Genomic DNA, 13,184 nt, shown 5'->3' with positions numbered 1-13,184 from the left:
CGATACAAGGAGATTTCAGAACATGTCGATCTTGGACAAATTCCGCCTCGACGGCCGCGTCGTCATCGTCACGGGCGCATCGTCCGGTTTGGGAGTGTCTTTCGCGAAAGCGGCGGCCGAGGCCGGAGCCGACGTGGTGCTGGCCGCCCGTCGCGTCGAAAAGTTGGCACAGACTGCCGCACTGATCGACAGCGTCGGTGGGCGTTCGCTGAGCGTGGCAACCGATGTGGTCGATCCAGACCAGTGCACGGCCATGGTCGAGGCCGCCGTCGCCGAGTTCGGCAAGGTGGACGTGCTGATCAACAACGCCGGCGTCGGCACGGCGTACCCCGCCACCCGCGAGACTCCCGAGCAGTTCCGCTCCGTCATCGACATCAACCTGAACGGCTCCTACTGGGCCGCTCAGGCGTGTGGACGGGTGATGCAGCCCGGAAGCTCGATCGTGAACATATCCAGCATTCTGGGGCTCACCACCGCCGGTCTGCCTCAGGCTGCCTACAGTGCCAGCAAGGCGGCCATCGTCGGTCTCACTCGTGACCTCGCGCAACAGTGGGGCGCTCGAAAAGGCATCCGCGTCAACGCTATTGCGCCTGGTTTCTTCGAGAGCGAGATGACCGATTCCTACCAGCCGGGATACCTCGAGGCATTGGCTCCCCGAATGATCCTCGGACGCAAGGGCGACCCCGAAGAACTGGCCGCCACCGCGGTCTGGCTCGCGTCCGACGCAGGGGGATACGTGACGGGCCAGACCATCGCAGTGGACGGCGGCGTGACCATCACCTGATGGTCGGGGTCACCATCACTCGATGGCGGTGACTGCGATGCCTTCGCGCACGAGCCTGCGACCGACCACGACAGCATCGTCGGTGTCGAGGCCGGGCAGAGAATCCAGCCGGCACGGCGCTCCTTCGAGCAACAATTCGAGGGCATCGGCGCACTGAGGCGGCATCGACACGGTTTTGTCGCGCAGCACGACAGCCGCGGACTCGGGGGTTCGCACCACTCGCGCGATCACCCCGGCCCTGAGTCGAATCGAGTCCTGACCCCGCAGCGCGCCCATCTGGGCAACACTGCGAACGGGGCGCACCGGTTCGGGTCGAACCAGCTCGTCGTACCGACTCGCAATACGCTCGGTGATCCGATGCAGCGCCTCGGGATCTCGATCCAACTCGTCGAGTGCTCGGCGCATGTCGCCGAGCACGCGGCGTACGTGGGGGAGAACGGACTCGGAGTCGGTCGGGTCCCATCCGGCCGGCAACGGTGCGCGCAGTCTCTCGACGTCCTGAAGAGCACCGAGGGTGTGATGGGCGATGTCGTAATCGTTGAACGACGCGACGCCTATCGTCAGATGCACCGTCGTCTCGCCCAGGGCCTGCGCCGAATGGATCCAGCCGCGCGGGAGATACAGAACGTCACCGGGCTCGAGCACCATGTCCAACTCCGGGGAGTCGTCGGCGTGACGTTCCACTGCTGCTCGTCGGTCCGACCACGGCTGATTGTTCAGTGGATGGCGATGCACCGGCGAGTGAATCGTCCACCGCTTACTACCGGCGATCTGCACGACGAACACGTCGTGAACATCGTAATGCGGCGAAAAGCCCTGGGACGCAGCCGGAGTGACGTAGGAATTGACCTGTACCGGGTGGCCGAGTTCGCGAACGAGCTCGCCGGTGAAAGCAATCAAGGGCGGCCACAGGCGATGCAGGCCCTGCAGCACCAGAGTGTTGCCGGCCGCGAAGGCCGACAGAACCGCCGCGGAATCGACCTGGTCGGTGATCTCGGCGCCGAACCCTCCGGACCCCGTGAACTTGTTCTTCTCCAGCAGGCGGCCGTCCTTGGCCATCCGCACGAACGGGGTGCGTACGCCGCGCTCGGCGATCAACTCGTCGACCGCGTCGACCGTCATCACATCCTCGAACGATCCGGACAGTTCGGCAGATCGGGTGAACTTGGGTGCTATGCCCCAGTGACGCTCCGCGAAAGTGGCGGCGTCGATTCCGGTGAGACGACGAAGCGCGGACCGGTTGCCCGGTCCGCGCTCGTCGTTCGACTCGATGATCAAGCGGAACCGTCCGCACCGCCGTCGTGTCCGCCGGGGTTGGATCCGCCGTCGGCCGGGCCTTCTCCACCCGCTGGGCCGTCGGCTCCGCCGTCGTGTCCGTCAGGATTCGATCCGCCGTCAGCGGGTCCTTCGCCTGCTCCGGCCGGGCCGTCGGCTCCGCCGTCGTGTCCGCCGGGATTGGATCCGCCGTCAGCGGGTCCTTCGCCTGCAGATCCGCCTGAGGTGGTGATGTCGTCGTCGTTGATGCTCATCGAGGTCCTTCCGTTGATGGAGGTTCGTGCTCTCGCGCAGCGCGGGAACATCGGGGGTATTGACGCAATCTCTGTGATTCAAACAGCGACGGCACCGGGAAATATCACTCCTGATCGTCGGCGATCTCCGGGGCGTTCTCTCGTGTCGCCATCCCACCGCCGCCTCCGCCGTCCACCGGTCCGGGGCGGCCGCCCTTGGGGGAGTCCGCCGTGTCGTGTTCGGTCGAGGTGCCGCCGTCTGTCTTGTCCTTGTCGTCCTGTCCCATGGTTCGACACTAGACCGGCCGTCCGTCCGTGGGAGCATGGAACGATGGATCGATCCCCTGCGCAGCACGTGGTGCTGCTCGACGACGAAGGCCGCGCCGTCGGCACCCAGGACAAGACCACGGTGCACACCGAACAGACCCCGCTGCACCTGGCGTTCTCCAGCTACGTGGTGCGTGAGGACGGTGCCGTGTTGCTCACGCGACGGGCGTCGAGCAAGACGACATGGCCCGGCGTGTTGACGAACAGTTGTTGTGGACATCCAGCACCCGGCGAGGACCTGGAGTCGGCAGTGCTCCGGCGCATCGGCGAGGAGCTGGGTCTGCAGGCCCGGTCCGCGGAACTGGTGCTGCCGCATTTTCGGTACCGCGCTGTGATGGACAACGGGATAGTCGAGAACGAGATCTGCCCCGTCTACCGAGTGACGGTCGGCGACGACGCAACACTCGACCCGGATCCTGACGAGGTCGACGAAACGCGATGGGTGTCCTGGTCCGAATTTTCGGCCGACGTGCTCGCAGACCGAATCGATGTATCGCCCTGGTGTCGAACACAAGTGGAGCAACTCGCCGGGTTGGCCGAGCACGCACTGGCCTGGCCCGCGTCCGCCGACGAACTCCTTCCTCCGGCCGCGCGTCTCGCGGATTCCGCGTGACGGCAATCGAATCGGTGGGTACTCATGGCGCGTAGCGACGAGTCGAGCGACTGCCTCGGCCGCGACTCGATGGAGCGCGCACTCGGCCACTTCGAGTTTCGGACAGCAGATGCCGACGGTCTGCGCCACGCAGGTGTGGCTCTGGCGGTCGGCGGGGAGCGCGGAGACCATCGCCTGCTGTTGACCAGACGGCCGAGCCGATTGCGCGCTCACCCGGGTCAGTACGCGCTACCTGGTGGCGGAGTCGATCCGGGCGAAACCCCGGCACAGGCCTGCCTGCGTGAACTCCAGGAAGAGTTGGGCATTCGTACCGACCCGGGGGAGGTACTCGGGCGCCTCGACGATTACGTCACCCGTTCGGGTTACGTCATCACACCGTTCGTGGTGTGGGTGGGCGAGTATTCGTCGTCGCTGCAGCCCAGTGCCGACGAGGTGGCCGAAGTGTTCGAGGTGACCGAGGCCGAACTCGATGTCGATGCGGAATTCGTCACGATCCCCGAGTCGCCCCGACCCGTGATTCGGTGGCCGTTCCGAACCGGTGCCATCCATGCTCCCACGGGTGCCATCGTGCACCAGTTTCGTGAAGTGGTCCTTCGCGGTCGACACACCCGGGTCGCGGACTTCGAGCAGCCGGTGTTCGCGTGGCGCTAACGTGGCCTCGAACCGCCGGTGTGCTCGCGCCGGCTGCCACGACGCCCGAGGCGACAGGAGGTGAGCGGTGACGGACAAGAGCGAACTCGAGGTAACGGATCGGATCGCAACTGTTCCCAACCTGCTCAGTGCCGTGCGACTCGCCGGCGTTCCGCTGTTCTTGTTTCTTCTTCTCGGCCCCCAGGCAGACGGCTGGGCGCTGGTCATTCTGCTCGTCAGCGGCGGCACCGACTGGCTCGACGGAAAACTCGCACGTTTGCTCGGGCAGTCGTCGCGGCTGGGGGCGATTCTCGACCCGCTCGTCGATCGCTTGTACGTCGTCAGCACGCTGGTCGCATTCGTGGTGCGCGGCATCATCCCGTGGTGGGTCGCTGCCATCCTGATCGGGCGAGACGCGGTTCTCGGCCTGACCATGTTCGTCTACCGACGTCGCTCCCTCCCGCCTCCGGACGTGATCTATCTCGGGAAGGCAGCCACGTTCGTGGTCATGATCGCGCTGCCGGTGCTGTTGGTCTCCGTGGGCACCGGTTCCGTGGCCGACGCCGCTGGGCCCCTCGGTTACGCGCTCCTGATCTGGGGGACGGTGCTGTACACGTGGACCGGTGCGTTGTACCTCGGCAAGGCAGTGGCCGTCGCGCGAGCGATCGCGCCCACCTCCGCACCGGGCAGGTGACGGTGCAGCCACCAGCACGACCGAAGAGGAACCCGACTCCGTCACTGCTCACATCGCTGTTGACGGATCACCTCGATCCGGGTTACGCAGCCGCTGCCGTCGAACGGTCGGCGCACCACGTGCGTACCCCTAGGGTGCCGCCTGTCCTCTGGCTGATCACCGGTGCCGTCGCTGTCGGAGTGGTCTTCGGGGTCGCGATGTCGCAGCTGGCCTCCGACGCGGCGGAGATCGACCGGGCCAGTGCCGACGCCTCTGCTGCAGTGCGTGCTGCCCAGGAGCGTGAGGCCGAACTGGACGTCACGAGGGACGAACTCGCAGCCCAGGTATCGACCGAGCGTGATCGCGCGCTCCAGTCCGATGCTGCCGGGAGCGAGCTCCTGGACCGTCTCGATGCGGTCGAGTCGGCGGCCGGTATCGACTCGGTGACCGGTCCCGGCTTGTCGGTCGTCGTGACAGAACCTGCCGCAGGCGGTGCATCCAACAGATCGGTCCGTACCGGTTCCGGCGCAACCGTTCTCGACCGCGACATCGCTGCCGTCGTCAACTCCCTGTGGGCCAGCGGTGCCGAGGCGGTGTCCGTCGACGGCAATCGAGTCGGGCCGAACGTGACGATCAGACAGGCAGGCGGCGCGATGCTGCTCGACAATCGCCCGATCACCTCGCCCTACGACATCGATGCGATCGGTCCACCGCAGCGCATTCAGGTGCAGTTCGCCGTCAGCGACGCGTACCTGCGCATGAGCACGGTCGCTCAGCTCTACGGTGTCGGTTTCTCGGTACGGCCGGCCACCGATCTCGAGTTCGGGCCGGCCGTCGCCAGGGAGTCGTTCGAGGCGAAGGAGGTGGCCCCACGATGACGGCGAGTGACGTCCCGGACGTCGAGCCATCCGACTCCGGCAGCCCCGGTCCCGAGGTGCCCGGCGGCACCGAGCCCGCCGCGACCGGCCGCGCCGGATTCGCGCTCGCAGCATTGGTCGCGCTCGTCGTCGGAGTCGTGATCGGTCTCGTCGCCGGGCCTCGAGTTCCAGCAGTCGTCGCCCCATACCTGCCGATCGCCGTCGTGGCCGCTATCGATGCAGTGTTCGGCGGCGTGCGCGCCTTTCTCGACGGCATTTTCGACGCCAAGGTGTTCGTCGTGTCCTTCGTCTTCAACGTCCTCGTCGCGGCGCTCATCGTGTGGCTCGGCGATCAGCTCGGAGTCGGAACGCAACTGTCCACCGCCATCGTCGTCGTGCTCGGAATACGTATCTTCGGCAACGCCGCTGCGTTGCGCCGACGGCTTTTCGGTGCCTGACCGATGAACGCAGGCCCCGGACGGCACGGTCGGCGCACCCGACGTGGACAGCGCACGTGGTTCGGCATTCTCGCTCTCGTGTTGATGTGTGCCCTCGGAATCGGAATCGCGACACAGGTGCGCGAAACGAGCACGTCGGGCAATCTGGAGAATTCGCGGCCCGAGGACCTGTTGGTGGTGTTGGACTCCCTGACGCGACGCGAGGCGTCGATCCGCGACGAGATCAGCGCGCTTCAGGGCACGCTCGCCACCCTCCGGCAGTCCGGTTCCGGGTCGGACGCCGCGGTGGCGGAAGCCCAGGAACGACTGTCCGCGTTGTCCATTCAGATCGGCACCGTGGCGGCCCGAGGACCCGGCGTCACGTTGACGATCGACGACACCGACGCCGGCGTCGGAGCAGAGGTTCTGCTCGACGCGTTGCAGGAGCTGCGGGCCGCCGGTGCCGAGGCGTTGCAGATCGACGGTGGTGGGGTCGCGGTCCGCATCGGTGTGGATTCGTGGATGGCCGGACCGGCCGGCCGAGTCGTGGTGGACGGCCGAGAACTACGCGCTCCCTACACCTTCACTGCCATCGGAGATCCGGCGACTCTGGAAGCTGCACTGAACATTCCGGGAGGGGTGATCGACACGGTCGCCCGCAACGGGGCGAGCTCGCGAGTCGAGCGATCGGACCAGGTCACGGTCTCCGCCTTGCGAGATCCGCGCCCACGTCAATACGCTCAGCCCGGAAACTGATCGCCCGCTCGCCCCGGGCCACGATGGAAGGGAATGCCGCGTTGAGCGACATCGACACACCAGCTGATCTGCTTTACACCCCCGAGCACGAGTGGGTGCAGCGGACGGGGCCTGCGACGGTTCGAATCGGTATCACCGACTACGCCCAGACTCAGTTGGGCGACGTCGTGTTCGTTCAGCTTCCGGCGATCGGTGACAGCGTCACCGCGGGCGAGTCTCTCGGTGAAGTGGAATCGACCAAGAGCGTGTCCGACGTGTTCAGTCCTCTCACGGCCAAAGTCGTTGACGTGAACGAAGATCTGGATTCCGAACCCGAGAAGGTGAACTCCGGACCGTACACCGGCGGGTGGCTGATCGAGCTCGAGGTCGCATCCTCGGAGGCATTGGACGCGGCGCTGGCACCGATGCTCGATGCCGCCGGATATGCTCTCATCACAGCTGAGTGACGAAGGGCCGTACACACCGGCCAACCGACCACAGGTCCTCGGCGCGCAGGGTACGGTCGACACCGAGCGAACAGCCTGTCGGGGCGAAGGTCGCGCATGGTGAGTGGTCCGCCACGCACCGAGGAACCGAAACGCACCACCGAACGCCAGCAGAACCAGAAGTGAAGACCATGTACTGCGTTACCCGAGGTGATCGTTGCCCGGGTCAACGGACTGAGAAGGAGTAACGGTGAGCCAGAACGACAACGACAGCAACTACGGGGAGTCGCCGGCCGAGACCACCTCGGTCTTCCGCGCCGATTTCCTCCAGGAGCTGGACAACTCCGCTACCGCCCAGAGCACCGAAGCTCCGGTATCGGGTGTCGAGGGCTTGCCTGTCGGAGCTGCCCTGCTCGTCGTCAAGCGTGGTCCCAACGCCGGATCCCGATTCCTGCTCGACCAGCCGACCACGTCGGCCGGTCGTCACCCCGACAGCGACATCTTCCTCGACGACGTCACCGTGAGCCGTCGACATGCAGAGTTCCGCCAGGACGAGGACGACTTCCAGGTCGTCGACGTGGGCAGCCTCAACGGCACCTACGTCAACCGCGAGCCGGTCGACTCCGCCGTGCTGGCCAACGGTGACGAGGTGCAGATCGGCAAGTTCCGTCTGGTCTTCCTCACCGGGCCGCGTGGCGGCAACGGATCTGCAGTCGGCGAGTCGTCTGCGGGTGCAGGAAGCCAGTGACCGCCGTCGGGCAGCAGTCCAGCGGGGGGATGTCGATTGGCTCCGTCCTCGATCGACTCCGGCCCGACTTTCCCGACGTGACCATCTCGAAGATCAGATTCCTCGAAGCCGAGGGTCTGATCTCTCCGGAGCGCACTCCGTCGGGCTATCGGCGTTTCTCGATCGCGGACTGCGAACGGCTGCGGTTCGTGCTCACCGCTCAGCGTGATCAGTACCTGCCGCTGAAGGTGATCAAGGAACAACTCGAAGCGATCGACCACGGCGTTGCAACCGTCGAGAGAGCAGACGCCTCGGTCAAGCGCCCGCGTTCGCTGACGATCGCGGCCGGTGAGGTCTCGCCGGAGGAGTTCCTACCCGATCGCGAGGTCCGCATCAGCAAGGCAGATCTACTGGCCCAGGCCGGCATCGATGACGCCTTCCTGACCGAGTTGCTACGCAGCGGTCTGATCACTCCCGGGCAGGCCGGGTTCTACGACGACGGTGCCGTCACGCTCGCTCGTACCGCGCACGCGATGTTGCAGTTCGGGCTCGAGGTTCGTCACCTCCGTGCGTTCAAGCTCGCGGCGGACCGCGAAGCGGGTCTGGTCGCTCAGATCGCCGGGCCGGTCGCCAAGGGGCGCGATGCCGGTGCACGTGATCGTGCCGAAGAGATGATCCGGGAATTGGCAGCTCTGTCGTTGACCTTGCATACGTGTCTGGTCAAAGCAGCGGTGCGTGGTGCGCTCGACCGGTGAGGATCGCTCGCGCCGGTTCGGATTCCAATAGACTCGGTTCTGGTGAGCTGGACCAGCGACGACCAGCGAAGATTTCTCGAGGTGTGAGGTGGACACGATGAGTGAAATGCGTGTGGTCGGTATTCGTGTCGAACAGCCGCAGAACCAGCCCGTGTTGCTGCTGCGTGAATCCGACGGAGATAGGTACCTCCCGATTTGGATCGGCCAAACCGAAGCTGCCGCAATAGCTTTGGAGCAGCAAGGTGTGCAGCCGGCTCGGCCGCTGACGCACGATCTGGTGAAGAACCTGATCTCTGCGTTGGGGCACGAGCTCAAGGAGGTGCGCATCGTGGACCTCCAGGAAGGCACCTTCTACGCCGATCTCGTATTCGACAAGGACATCCGCGTGTCGGCGAGGCCGTCGGATTCGGTTGCCATCGCGCTCCGCGCCGGAGTCCCGATCTATGCGGAGGAGCCTGTGCTCGCCGAGGCCGGCCTGCTGATGCCGGACGAGCGTGAGGACGAGGTGGAGAAGTTCAAGGAATTCCTCGAATCGGTGTCGCCGGACGACTTCAAGGCCACCGACGGGTAACGGAATAGTCTCAACCTCAACTTTAGGTTCAGGTTTACGGCGCGTTGCGTTGAATCTGGTCGATTGCCCCCATAACGTTCGTGCCAGTGAAGTTCATCGCCGGCGCAGTTCGGACCGACGCAGTTCACGCCTCTTCGGTTGCCGCCGAGGCGTAGTCTGGCCCTGGTACACGGTATGACTTCACGCGAGTACACCGAGGCGTTCAGGCGCGCCTCGGACGGATCCCAGTACTGACTGGATCCGAACGCAGTGAGACATCCGAGAGGGAGCAGTCAGTGGGAGATCAGCCGCAGCAGCATCACGGCAGTCGAGAATCCGACGCCGCAAGCCGGACAGAGGACGCGTCCGCAGCCGATGCTCGGGTCGAGACCCCCGACGAGGCGTCGAATCGCCCTGTCGCACAGTCGCAGGACATTCAACCCGGCCTGTTCCCCGACGATTCGGTGCCCGACGAACTCGTCGGATACCGCGTACCCAGCGCGTGCCAGATTGCCGGCATCACCTATCGGCAACTCGACTACTGGGCGCGTACGGGCCTGGTCGTACCGTCCATCCGAGGCGCAGCAGGTTCGGGCAGCCAGCGGCTGTACTCGTTCAAGGACATGCTGGTCCTCAAGATCGTCAAGCGCCTACTCGACACCGGAATCTCGTTGCAGAACATCCGCGTCGCGGTGGATCACCTGCGCCAGCGTGGTGTCGGCGACCTCGCCAACATCACCCTGTTCTCCGACGGCACCACCGTCTACGAGTGCACGTCGGCCGAGGAAGTAGTCGACCTGCTGCAGGGCGGGCAGGGCGTCTTCGGTATCGCCGTCAACGGCGCGATGCGCGAGCTCACCGGCACCATCGCCGACTTCCCGGCCGAGCGAGCAGACGGCGGAGAGAGCCAGCCGAGCCCCGAAGACGAACTGGCGTCCCGCCGCAAGAATCGCGCGAGTCGTAAGACCGGCTAGACTTCTCACCGTCGCGCCTGCGCGGGAGAGTTCCGAGGCATCCAGTCTCGGACGCCGAAGGAGCAATACCTCCCCGTCAATCTCTCAGGCACACGGACCGTGTGGGCTTCGACAACTCTGGAAAGTGGTGGGAGCACCCACCCGCCCAAGGGGAAAGGTGCCGGTGCGCGCACGTCAGCGCGCGTGTTCTACCGAATCTCTCAGGCGCACGCGTCAGCGAGCACACGACAGAGGGGGAGGAGCGGTCGGCGCGTATGCCCCGGCCGTCCGACGCCTTGTCTTGGGACCCCTGGGAGTAGACCGTGACCGACCGAATGACTTCGACCGCATCGGCTTTCGTCGACAGACACATCGGCCCCGACACCACCGAACTGGCCCGCATTCTCGATGCAATCGGTGTCGACAGCCTCGACGAGCTGGCCCGCAAGGCTGTTCCCGAGTCCATTCTCGATACCGTCGTCGACGGGGTTCCCGATGGCCTGGCGACATTGCCGCCTGCTCTGAGCGAGCACGATGCGCTGGCCGCGCTGGCCGATCTCGCCGGCCGCAACACGGTGGCCACCTCGATGATCGGCCTGGGCTACTACGACACCCTGACGCCTCCAGTGCTCACGCGCGGCATCCTGGAGAATCCGGCCTGGTACACCGCCTACACCCCCTATCAGCCCGAGATCAGTCAGGGCCGACTCGAGGCACTGCTCAATTTCCAGACGATGGTGTCGGACCTGACCGGTATGGATGTCGCGAATGCCTCCATGCTCGACGAGTCCACTGCCGCAGCCGAATCCATGACGCTCATGCGTCGCGCTAACCGAGGCTCGAAGTCACCCCGCCTCGTCGTCGATTCGGATATTTTCCCGCAGACCAAAGCCGTCCTCGCTACGCGCGCCGAACCCCTCGGGATCGAGCTGGTGTACGCCGACCTCGCCGACGGCCTGCCCGAAGGCGACTTCTTCGGAGTGCTGGCGCAGCTGCCGGGAGCATCAGGCCGTCTGGTGGACCACACCGCCACGATCGAGGCTGCACACGAGCGCGGTGCGCTGGTTGCAGTCGGGGTCGATCTGCTGGCCGCCACCCTGGTGACCGCGCCCGGCGAAATCGGTGCCGACGTCTGCTTCGGAACCACCCAGCGCTTCGGGGTTCCGATGGGGTACGGCGGTCCGCATGCCGGTTATCTCGCAGTGCGCTCCGGTCACTCGCGCCAGCTGCCAGGGCGGTTGGTGGGAGTGTCCGTCGATGCAGACGGACATCGGGCCTACCGCTTGGCCCTGCAGACGCGCGAGCAGCACATTCGCCGTGAGAAGGCGACCTCCAACATCTGCACCGCCCAGGTGCTGTTGGCCATCGTGGCCGCGATGTACGCCAGCTACCACGGCGCGGATGGGCTGCGCGCGATCGCACGTCGCGTCAACACCCGTGCTCGAACCGTCGCAGCAGGGTTGCAGGCTGCGGGCGTCGACGTGGTGCATGCCGAGTTCTTCGATACCGTGCTCGCCGCGGTCCCCGGCGCGGCCCACACCGTCGTCGATGCCGCCAAACAACGCGGTATCAACCTCCGACCGGTCGACGACGATCACGTCGCGATCGCCTGTGACGAGGCAACCACGGAGGCTCACATCGTCGATGTGCTCGCTGCATTCGGTGCCGAGCCCGCCGGCCCGGGAGCCGAGTCCGTCCCGGCCGATTGTGCCCGCACGTCCGAGTACCTGACGCATCCCGCCTTCACGCGCTACCGCACCGAGACAGCCATGCTGCGCTACCTTCGGGCGCTGTCGGACAAGGACATCGCCCTCGACCGCAGCATGATCCCGCTGGGATCGTGCACGATGAAGTTGAACGCGACCGCTGAAATGGAGTCGATCACCTGGCCTCAGTTCGCGCGCCAACACCCGTTCGCGCCGTCGACCGACGTCCCCGGACTACTCCGGGTGATCGCCGACCTCGAACAATGGCTCGTCGACATCACCGGCTACGACGCGGTCAGCCTGCAGCCGAATGCGGGAAGCCAGGGCGAGTACGCGGGACTGCTCGCGATCCGCCGATACCACCAGGCCAACGGCGACACCGATCGCACGGTCTGCTTGATCCCGTCGAGCGCGCACGGCACCAACGCCGCCTCCGCGGTGATGGTCGGGATGCGCGTCGTCGTGGTGGCGTGCCGACCGAACGGAGACGTCGACGTCGACGACCTGCGGGCCAAGATCGCCGAGCACGCCGACACCCTCGCCGCCATCATGATCACCTACCCCTCCACCCACGGTGTGTACGAGCACGAGATATCCGATATCTGTGCCGCGGTGCACGACGCGGGTGGACAGGTGTACGTCGACGGTGCCAACCTCAACGCTCTGGTCGGGTTGGCTCGGCCGGGTCGTTTCGGCGGAGATGTCAGTCACCTGAACCTGCACAAGACCTTCTGCATCCCGCACGGCGGTGGCGGTCCCGGCGTCGGACCCATCGGCGTCCGTTCGCATCTGCAGCCGTACCTGCCCGGCCACCCGCTGGCACCGCAACTGGGCGACGGTCCGACCGTTGCGGGCGCACCGTACGGAAGCGCGTCGATCCTGACGATCACGTGGGCATACATCGCGATGATGGGTGCGCAGGGGCTGCGCCGGGCGACCTTGACCGCCATCGCGTCGGCCAACTACATCGCGCGCCGCCTCGACGAGTACTTCCCCGTGCTCTACACCGGCGACAACGGCATGGTGGCGCACGAGTGCATCCTCGATCTGCGAGGTCTGACCAAGGACACCGGCGTCACCGTCGACGACGTGGCGAAGAGACTGGCGGACTACGGCTTCCATGCGCCGACGATGAGCTTCCCGGTGCCGGGGACCCTGATGGTCGAGCCGACCGAGAGCGAGAATCTGGAGGAGATCGACGCATTCTGCGACGCGATGATCTCCATCCGCAGGGAAATCGACCGCGTCGGCTCCGGCGAGTGGACCGTAGAGGACAACCCGTTGCGCGGCGCTCCGCATACGGCGCAATGCCTCGTCGCCGACTGGGACCACCCGTACTCGCGGGAACTCGCGGCGTACCCCGCAGGCTACGACCGACCGAAGGTGTGGCCCGCGGTCCGGCGGATCGACGGCGCGCACGGCGACCGCAACCTGGTGTGTTCCTGCCCGCCGATCGAGGCGTTCGCCTGACTGGACGGGCAGA

At 65.9% G+C, this 13,184-nt stretch carries 16 protein-coding genes and 1 riboswitch; of the genes, 13 read left to right on the top strand and 3 right to left on the bottom strand.

The annotated features are described in order from the left end of the window. The first annotated feature begins 22 nt into the window (after positions 1-22). On the top strand, positions 23-784 hold the full coding sequence (locus CH278_RS14385; protein WP_048320324.1) for an SDR family NAD(P)-dependent oxidoreductase: 762 nt from the start codon (positions 23-25) through the stop codon (positions 782-784). 15 nt (positions 785-799) lie between these two features. Here CH278_RS14385 and CH278_RS14380 read toward each other — a convergent pair whose 3' ends face one another. From CH278_RS14380 to CH278_RS27600, 3 genes are all read right to left on the bottom strand, one after another. Continuing rightward, positions 800-2,062, bottom strand: coding sequence for a cupin domain-containing protein (locus tag CH278_RS14380; RefSeq protein WP_094622189.1), 1,263 nt, complete (start codon positions 2,060-2,062; stop codon positions 800-802). Beyond that, positions 2,059-2,313, bottom strand: coding sequence for a hypothetical protein (locus tag CH278_RS14375; protein WP_027497175.1), 255 nt, complete (start codon positions 2,311-2,313; stop codon positions 2,059-2,061). The genes CH278_RS14380 and CH278_RS14375 overlap by 4 nt, the downstream gene beginning before the upstream one ends. Positions 2,314-2,417: 104 nt before the next feature. Continuing rightward, positions 2,418-2,579 (bottom strand): hypothetical protein, encoded by a 162-nt coding sequence (locus tag CH278_RS27600; protein ID WP_167328012.1) that lies wholly within the window; start codon positions 2,577-2,579, stop codon positions 2,418-2,420. A 44-nt stretch (positions 2,580-2,623) separates the two neighbouring features. Between CH278_RS27600 and idi the strand changes: the two genes are divergently transcribed. The 12 genes from idi (at position 2,624) to gcvP (ending at position 13,171) form a co-directional block, all read left to right on the top strand. Then, positions 2,624-3,232, top strand: a complete 609-nt coding sequence (idi, locus tag CH278_RS14370) for an isopentenyl-diphosphate Delta-isomerase (RefSeq protein ID WP_032366164.1) — start codon at positions 2,624-2,626, stop codon at positions 3,230-3,232. 24 nt (positions 3,233-3,256) lie between these two features. Then, positions 3,257-3,883, top strand: a complete 627-nt coding sequence (locus CH278_RS14365) for an NUDIX hydrolase (RefSeq protein WP_371831945.1) — start codon at positions 3,257-3,259, stop codon at positions 3,881-3,883. 67 nt (positions 3,884-3,950) lie between these two features. Further along, positions 3,951-4,556, top strand: a complete 606-nt coding sequence (locus CH278_RS14360) for a CDP-alcohol phosphatidyltransferase family protein (RefSeq protein WP_032366166.1) — start codon at positions 3,951-3,953, stop codon at positions 4,554-4,556. 2 nt (positions 4,557-4,558) lie between these two features. Beyond that, positions 4,559-5,413, top strand: coding sequence for a DUF881 domain-containing protein (locus CH278_RS14355; protein WP_032366220.1), 855 nt, complete (start codon positions 4,559-4,561; stop codon positions 5,411-5,413). Between the two features lie 113 nt (positions 5,414-5,526). Continuing rightward, positions 5,527-5,850: a DUF1290 domain-containing protein gene (locus CH278_RS14350; protein ID WP_205912519.1), complete on the top strand. Its 324-nt coding sequence runs from the start codon at positions 5,527-5,529 to the stop codon at positions 5,848-5,850. A 3-nt stretch (positions 5,851-5,853) separates the two neighbouring features. After that, positions 5,854-6,585 carry a DUF881 domain-containing protein gene (locus CH278_RS14345; protein ID WP_027497170.1) on the top strand — a complete coding sequence of 244 codons (732 nt, stop codon included), beginning with the start codon at positions 5,854-5,856 and terminating at the stop codon, positions 6,583-6,585. Between the two features lie 41 nt (positions 6,586-6,626). After that, positions 6,627-7,031 (top strand): glycine cleavage system protein GcvH, encoded by a 405-nt coding sequence (gene gcvH, locus CH278_RS14340; protein ID WP_094622233.1) that lies wholly within the window; start codon positions 6,627-6,629, stop codon positions 7,029-7,031. 229 nt (positions 7,032-7,260) lie between these two features. After that, positions 7,261-7,758, top strand: coding sequence for a glycogen accumulation regulator GarA (garA, locus tag CH278_RS14335; RefSeq protein ID WP_027497168.1), 498 nt, complete (start codon positions 7,261-7,263; stop codon positions 7,756-7,758). Then, positions 7,755-8,492, top strand: coding sequence for a transcriptional regulator FtsR (gene ftsR, locus CH278_RS14330; RefSeq protein WP_027497167.1), 738 nt, complete (start codon positions 7,755-7,757; stop codon positions 8,490-8,492). The genes garA and ftsR overlap by 4 nt, the downstream gene beginning before the upstream one ends. A 97-nt stretch (positions 8,493-8,589) precedes the next feature. Beyond that, entirely contained in the window at positions 8,590-9,063 is a 474-nt protein-coding gene (locus CH278_RS14325) for a bifunctional nuclease family protein (protein WP_027497166.1), read from the top strand. Between the two features lie 413 nt (positions 9,064-9,476). Further along, complete coding sequence (locus CH278_RS14320; protein WP_157226114.1) at positions 9,477-10,016, top strand: MerR family transcriptional regulator; 540 nt, start codon at positions 9,477-9,479, stop codon at positions 10,014-10,016. A gap of 12 nt (positions 10,017-10,028) precedes the next feature. Beyond that, positions 10,029-10,126, top strand: a riboswitch (glycine riboswitch). Between the two features lie 204 nt (positions 10,127-10,330). After that, the gene (gene gcvP / locus CH278_RS14315; RefSeq protein WP_094622232.1) at positions 10,331-13,171 is read left to right on the top strand and encodes an aminomethyl-transferring glycine dehydrogenase; all 2,841 of its coding nucleotides are present in this window, start codon (positions 10,331-10,333) and stop codon (positions 13,169-13,171) included. The last annotated feature ends 13 nt before the right edge of the window (positions 13,172-13,184 follow it).

The sequence above is a fragment of the Rhodococcus sp. 05-2254-5 genome, assembly GCF_002258575.1.
GTDB classification, from domain to species: domain Bacteria; phylum Actinomycetota; class Actinomycetes; order Mycobacteriales; family Mycobacteriaceae; genus Rhodococcoides; species Rhodococcoides fascians.
The sequence above is the reverse complement of the archived record's forward strand: the minus strand, read 5'-3'. Positions and strand labels throughout refer to the sequence as shown.

Excerpts from the sequence above, each read along its gene's own strand:
- CH278_RS14365 (WP_371831945.1), top strand. The coding sequence starts at position 3,257 with ATGGCGCGTAGCGACGAGTCGAGCGACTGCCTCGGCCGCGACTCGATG.
- CH278_RS14385 (WP_048320324.1), top strand. The coding sequence starts at position 23 with ATGTCGATCTTGGACAAATTCCGCCTCGACGGCCGCGTCGTCATCGTC.
- gcvP (WP_094622232.1), top strand. The coding sequence starts at position 10,331 with ATGACTTCGACCGCATCGGCTTTCGTCGACAGACACATCGGCCCCGAC.
- CH278_RS14345 (WP_027497170.1), top strand. The coding sequence starts at position 5,854 with ATGAACGCAGGCCCCGGACGGCACGGTCGGCGCACCCGACGTGGACAG.
- CH278_RS14375 (WP_027497175.1), bottom strand. The coding sequence starts at position 2,313 with ATGAGCATCAACGACGACGACATCACCACCTCAGGCGGATCTGCAGGC.
- CH278_RS27600 (WP_167328012.1), bottom strand. The coding sequence starts at position 2,579 with ATGGGACAGGACGACAAGGACAAGACAGACGGCGGCACCTCGACCGAA.
- CH278_RS14325 (WP_027497166.1), top strand. The coding sequence starts at position 8,590 with ATGAGTGAAATGCGTGTGGTCGGTATTCGTGTCGAACAGCCGCAGAAC.
- idi (WP_032366164.1), top strand. The coding sequence starts at position 2,624 with ATGGATCGATCCCCTGCGCAGCACGTGGTGCTGCTCGACGACGAAGGC.